At 71.5% G+C, this 522-nt stretch carries 1 pseudogene; it reads left to right on the top strand.

Annotated elements, in window-relative coordinates:
* Nucleotides 1-522: pseudogene (locus tag FVA95_RS29320) on the top strand (IS21 family transposase); the annotation flags it as partial.

Here is a 522-nt window from a genome sequence, read left to right on the forward strand (position 1 = left end):
GGATGTGGCAGCTGATCAGCGACGTCGGGCGGGTCACCCGCACCCTGGTCTGGGACCGGGAGTCCGCGATCGGCGGGACCGGCCGGGTCTCGGCCCCGGCGGCGGCGTTCGCCGGCACTCTGGCCACGAGGATCCGGTTGGCCCCGCCGCGCGACCCGGAGTTCAAAGGGCTGGTCGAGCGCAACAACGGCTATTTCGAAACCTCGTTCCTGCCCGGACGCCGCTTCGCCTCCCCGCACGATTTCAACCGGCAGGTCGGCGACTGGCTGACCAGGGCGAACACCCGCACCGTCCGCGCGATCGGCGGGCGCCCGGTCGACCTGCTCGAGGGTGATTACGCGGCGATGACACCGCTCCCGCCGCTGGACCCGCCGATTGGGCTGGCCGCGCGGGTCCACCGAGTAGTCGCATGTATCGACGCGGACGTAGTAGTCCCGTGCGAGGCGGACCCGCAGGTGATCGGCCGGTTCGTCGACGTCGCCGCCACCCCGGACAAGGTCATCGTCTACTGCGCCGGGCACG

The sequence above is a fragment of the Pseudonocardia sp. EV170527-09 genome (assembly GCF_008369905.1).
Classification (GTDB): domain Bacteria; phylum Actinomycetota; class Actinomycetes; order Mycobacteriales; family Pseudonocardiaceae; genus Pseudonocardia.